Source organism: uncultured Thiodictyon sp. (assembly GCF_903828115.1).
In the GTDB taxonomy this organism is placed as follows: domain Bacteria; phylum Pseudomonadota; class Gammaproteobacteria; order Chromatiales; family Chromatiaceae; genus Thiodictyon.
Genome location: NZ_CAIKKU010000138.1, coordinates 1 through 4,829, shown reverse-complemented (window position 1 = coordinate 4,829; position 4,829 = coordinate 1). Strand labels below are relative to the sequence as shown.

Annotated in this window: 6 protein-coding genes; 1 reads left to right on the top strand and 5 read right to left on the bottom strand. The window is 63.7% G+C overall.

Going from position 1 to position 4,829, the window contains the following annotated elements; translation table 11 throughout:
- On the top strand, positions 1-197 hold a 197-nt coding region (locus QZY48_RS05235), incomplete at its 5' end, for a hypothetical protein (RefSeq protein ID WP_295428651.1).
- On the opposite strand, the gene QZY48_RS05230 is transcribed toward QZY48_RS05235, so the two are convergent.
- From QZY48_RS05230 to QZY48_RS05210, 5 genes are all read right to left on the bottom strand, one after another.
- Positions 146-1,429, bottom strand: a complete 1,284-nt coding sequence (locus tag QZY48_RS05230) for a TRAP transporter large permease (protein WP_295428648.1) — start codon at positions 1,427-1,429, stop codon at positions 146-148. The genes QZY48_RS05235 and QZY48_RS05230 overlap by 52 nt on opposite strands.
- Complete coding sequence (locus QZY48_RS05225) at positions 1,426-2,139, bottom strand: TRAP transporter small permease (RefSeq protein WP_295428646.1); 714 nt, start codon at positions 2,137-2,139, stop codon at positions 1,426-1,428. The genes QZY48_RS05230 and QZY48_RS05225 overlap by 4 nt, the downstream gene beginning before the upstream one ends.
- Before the next feature lie 203 nt (positions 2,140-2,342).
- Positions 2,343-3,353, bottom strand: a complete 1,011-nt coding sequence (locus tag QZY48_RS05220) for a TRAP transporter substrate-binding protein (RefSeq protein ID WP_295428643.1) — start codon at positions 3,351-3,353, stop codon at positions 2,343-2,345.
- 280 nt (positions 3,354-3,633) lie between these two features.
- Entirely contained in the window at positions 3,634-3,978 is a 345-nt protein-coding gene (locus QZY48_RS05215; RefSeq protein WP_295428641.1) for an integration host factor subunit beta, read from the bottom strand.
- 114 nt (positions 3,979-4,092) lie between these two features.
- Positions 4,093-4,829 (bottom strand): S1 RNA-binding domain-containing protein (locus QZY48_RS05210; RefSeq protein ID WP_295428638.1); only part of this gene is annotated, 737 nt, incomplete at its 5' end.

Sequence of the window (4,829 nt, the reverse complement as noted above, 5' to 3'; positions counted from 1 at the left end):
GATCGGATTGTTCGATTACGACAACGACAACGACAACGACGCCTGGCCCCAGAGGTTGCCGCGGCTCGGTGGGTACGCGATGCGTACCCTACGGGAGCGGCGTCAACACATCAGTTCTGATCGCACCCGATGGGGGATGCTGGAGCTACATCATCCCCAGCCAGCTCGGGAACCAGATGGACAGGCCCGGCCAGTAGGTGACGACCATCAGAAAGCCCAGCATCGCCAGCAGCCAGGGCCAGACCGCGACGGTCAGCTCGGTGATGCCCATCTTGGTGATCCCGGACGCCACGTAGAGGTTGAGACCCACCGGCGGGTGGCACATGCCGACCTCCATGTTCACCACCATGACGATGCCGAAGTGCACCGGGTTGATCCCCAATTTGATCGCCACCGGGAAAAGGATGGGCGCGAAGATCAGCACGATCGAGGTGGGCTCCATGAAGTTGCCGGCCATGAGCAGCAGCACATTGACCGCCAGCAGGAAGGCGATCGGCCCCAGCCCCTGGCCCAGCATCCAGTCGGCGAGCGACTGCGGGATGTTCTCGTTGGTCAGGATGAAGGAGAACATCACGGCGTTGGTGATGATATAGAGCAGCATGGCGCTCATGTTCGCCGAGTTCAGCAGCACCCGCGGCACGTCCGTGAGACGCAGGTCCTTATAGACGAAGACCGCGATGACAAAGGCATAGACCGCGCTCATGGCCGCGGCCTCGGTCGGGGTGAAGAGCCCGGCATAGATGCCGCCCATCACGATGACGATCAGCAGCAGGCCCCACAGCGAATCCTTAAAGGTCCGCAGGCGTTCGGCGAGACTCGCCTTGGGCTGCCGCGGGTAATTGAACTTGCGCGCCCGCCACCAGGTGACGCCGCCCAGCACGCCGGCCAGCGCGATACCGGGGACGACGCCGGCCATGAACATGGCACCGACCGAGGTATTGGTCGCCACCGAATACATCACCATGACGATGGACGGCGGGATCAGGATCCCCAGGGCCCCGGAGGTGGTGATGATGCCGGCCCCGAACTTATTGGGGAAACCGGCCTTGATCATCGCCGGCAAGAGGATGGAGCCGATGGCCACCACCGTGGCGGGGCTGGAGCCCGAGACCGCCGCGAAGAGCGCACAGGCCGCCACGCCGGCCAGCCCGAGCCCGCCGTACCAGTGTCCGACCATCGCCGAGGCGAATGCGATCATGCGTCGCGCCACCCCGCCGTGAGTAAGAAAATTACCGGCGAGGATAAAGAAGGGGATCGCCATGATCTCGAACTTCTCGATGCCGGTGAAGAGCTTGAGCGCCACCGCCTCGAGCGGGACCTGCGTCATGGTGAAGAGGAAGGTCAGGACCGTGAGGCCGAGCGCGATGGAGATCGGCATCCCGGTCAGCATCAGCGCCAGCAGCAGCCCGAAGATGATGACGGCGCTCATGATTGGCCGTCCTTACGGTCGGCCGCGTCCCGCTCGGCGGATTCGCCCAACGGCTTGTGAGTCAGATCGCGAAAGTGCAGGTTGTCGTCCATGTCGTAGATATTGACATCGACCGGCAGCGGCTTTTCAGTCAGACCCTCGACATGGCCGTGGTCATGCTGCGGCAGGGCCCCGGTGCGGAAAAAGGCGTAGGCCACTTGCAGGAAGCGGAAACACATCAGGCCCGAGCCCAGCGGGACCGCGAGATAGACCGCCCAGGTCGGCCATTCCAGGTCAGGGGTCGTCGGGCCCTCCGGCAGCTCGCCGGTGCTCAGACCCAAGAGATTGAAAATGCCGTAGTGCGCGCCGTTCTCCCAGACGAAGCGGGCGCCGAGGGTGGCGACGATGCCGGTGAAGAGCGCGCCCGAGAGCAGGCCGAAGAGGATCACCCGGGCGCGGTTCTTGTCCGCCAGGCGGTTGACCATCACGTCCACCCCGACATGGATGCCGGTACGCACCCCGTAGGCGGCGCCGAACTTGGCCATCCAGACGAACATGATGATGCACAGCTCCTGTGTCCAACCGAAGTTGAGCGACAAGAGCCAGTCCTGCACCACGGGAATGTCCAGGCCGGAGGTATAACGGTGAATCACCGCGACGAACACAATCGCCGTCGCCCCGCCCATGAGCAGGACGATGAGCCATTCCTCAAGACGATCAAGCACTTTCATTTTTTAAGCCGCGTCCGCATTTGCATTCATGGGCTTGAGTGACCCCGGCCTCACGACCCCTGGCAGCACTGGGCGTGACGCGGCTTAAAAAATGAAAGCAGTTAACAAGATAAACCGCGTCAGCGATGACGCCTGTTGGTTCACGCGAGGTTGCACCGATGTACAAACCTCGCGTGTAAGACCGGACGCGGTTTATAAGCGGTTTATAAAGAGTCGGGCTTGAAGCCGGTGACCTCGTAGATGGATTGGATCAGGTCCTTGCCGACCCGCCCCTCCATCGTCTTGTGCACCGGGACCAGTTGCTTCTTGAAGGCCAGCTTCTCTTCGGCGGTCGGCTCATAGATAGCGGTCTTGCCGCTCGCGCGGATGCCTTCCAGGGCCTTGTCGTTCTCTTCCTGGGCGATCCGGTTTGCCAGGTCCGTCGACTCCTTCATGGCCTGTTCGAGTTGGCCGCGCAGCGGCGCCGGCAGACCGTCCCAGAATTTCTTGTTCACGATCACCGCATAACCCAGATAGCCATGCTGGGTCATGGTCAGATTGGATTGCACCTCGTACATCTTCTGGGTGAACATGTTGGATGGCGGGTTTTCGGTGCCGTCCACCACCCCGGTGTCGAGCGCCTGATAGACCTCCGAGAAGGCCATGACCTGGGGCAGTGCGCCCAGCGCGCGCATCTGCTCCTCGAGCACCTTGGAGGACTGAATGCGGAACTTCTTGCCCTTCATGTCCGCCGGCGTCTTGATCGGGGACCTGGCCGAAAACGACTTGAAGCCGTTGTCCCAGAAGGCCAGTCCGACGATGCCCTTGGGCTCCAGCTTCTTCAGGATCGCCGCGCCGATCGGGCCCTGGGTCACCGTGTGCAGATCGTCATAGCCGCCGAAGATGTAGGGCAGATCGAAGGCCTCGAAATCCTTGACGCCCAGCGGGCCGAACTTGGCGAGCGAGGGCGCCAGCATTTGCACCGCGCCGATCTGGAGCGCCTCCAGCTCCTCCTTGTCCTTGTAGAGCGCGCTGTTGGGGTAGACCTCCACCTTCACCTTGTCGCCGGTCAGCTCGGCGGCACGCTTGGCGAAGAAGTCGGCCGCCTTGCCCTTGGGCGTATCGGCCGCCACCACATGGCTGAACTTGATGACGATCGGCGGCTCCGCGGCGTCGGCGCCGGTCAGTGCGCCGAGGGACAGGGCCAGGCCCAGTATCAGGACAGGAAATTTCATCGTCTCGCTCCTCGTCGGTGTCGACCTTCGTTAGAAGCGCGAGCATAGCCGCGCCGCGGGCGGCGGGCAAGGTCGGCGGCTGGCCGGCCGTAGGTCGTAGGTCGGGTGGGTAGAGCGCAGCGAAACCCATCATGTGCGCCGCCCGATCTTCCCAGCGCTGGTGCAAGACCAGGATTGCGCTGCGCTGCATCCAGGCTGCGGGCCTAGGCACTGGAGTCCAAGGCTTCAGCCTTGGCGAGGAAAGCCAAGGCTGAAGCCTTGGACTCCGTGCGGCGGCGGCTCAGCCGCGCGCGGCGGCGGCCGGCTTGGGCTTGGTCGGCGCCTCGTCCTCGCGGCTGGCCTCGAAGGCGTCGTTGACCCGATCGCGCAGTTCCTTGCCGGGCTTGAAATGTGGGACATGCTTGCCGGCCAGGGAAACGGCGTCCCCGGTCTTGGGGTTGCGGCCGATCCGCGGCGGGCGAAAGTGCAGTGAGAAGCTGCCGAATCCGCGGATCTCGATCCGCTCGCCGCCGGCCAGGGCCGTGCTCATGCGGTCGATGACCTTACGCACGGCCTCTTCCACGTCTTTATAGGGCAGGTGATCCTGCTCGGCCGCCAGCACGTCGATCAGCTCGGATTTCGTCATGGTGTCGATTCCTTTTAGTAAAGGTAGCCCGCGGGAAGCCCGCGGGGGTCACCAGGGAAAACCGGGGGGGCCGAGCGGCCCCCCCGATTCAGACCTGAAGGGACCCGGCACTGATCAGTCGCGCCCGGCCTCTTCCATCTGCTCTCTCAGGAGGTCGCCCAAGGTCGTGGCGCCGCCGGAGATGTCGCGGGCATAGCCCTTGATCGCCGCCTGCTCCTCTTCCTGATCCTTGGCCTTGATGGAGAGCGAGATGGTGCGGTTCTTGCGATCCACGCCCATGAACTTGGCCTCGATCTCGTCGCCCAACTTGAGCACGGCCCGGGCATCCTCCACCCGATCACGCGAGATCTCGGAGGAGCGCAGGTAACCCTCCACCCCGTCGCCCAGGGCGACGGTAGCGCCCTTGGCATCGAGTTCGGTGATGGCACCGATCACGACACTGCCCTTCTCGTGGATGGCCACGAAACTGGAGAAGGGGTCGCGATCGAGCTGCTTGACACCGAGCGAGATGCGCTCGCGCTCCGGGTCCACGGACAGGACCACGGTCTCCAACTCGTCGCCCTTCTTGTAGCGGCGCAGGGCCTGCTCGCCGGGCTCGTCCCAGGAGATGTCCGACAGGTGCACCAGGCCGTCGATCCCGCCGTCCAGGCCGATGAAGATGCCGAAATCGGTGATCGACTTGATCTTGCCGGAGACGTGGTCGCCCTTCTTATGGGTGACGCCGAACTCGTCCCAGGGGTTCATGGCGCACTGCTTGATGCCGAGCGAGATGCGGCGACGCTCCTCGTCGATGTCCAGCACCATGACCTCCACCTCGTCGCCCAGATTGACGACCTTGCTGGGGTGGATGT

Bases quoted from the DNA above. Each gene is read 5' to 3' on its own strand.
- QZY48_RS05225 (WP_295428646.1), bottom strand. From the start codon at position 2,139: ATGAAAGTGCTTGATCGTCTTGAGGAATGGCTCATCGTCCTGCTCATG.
- QZY48_RS05220 (WP_295428643.1), bottom strand. From the start codon at position 3,353: ATGAAATTTCCTGTCCTGATACTGGGCCTGGCCCTGTCCCTCGGCGCA.
- QZY48_RS05215 (WP_295428641.1), bottom strand. From the start codon at position 3,978: ATGACGAAATCCGAGCTGATCGACGTGCTGGCGGCCGAGCAGGATCAC.
- QZY48_RS05230 (WP_295428648.1), bottom strand. From the start codon at position 1,429: ATGAGCGCCGTCATCATCTTCGGGCTGCTGCTGGCGCTGATGCTGACC.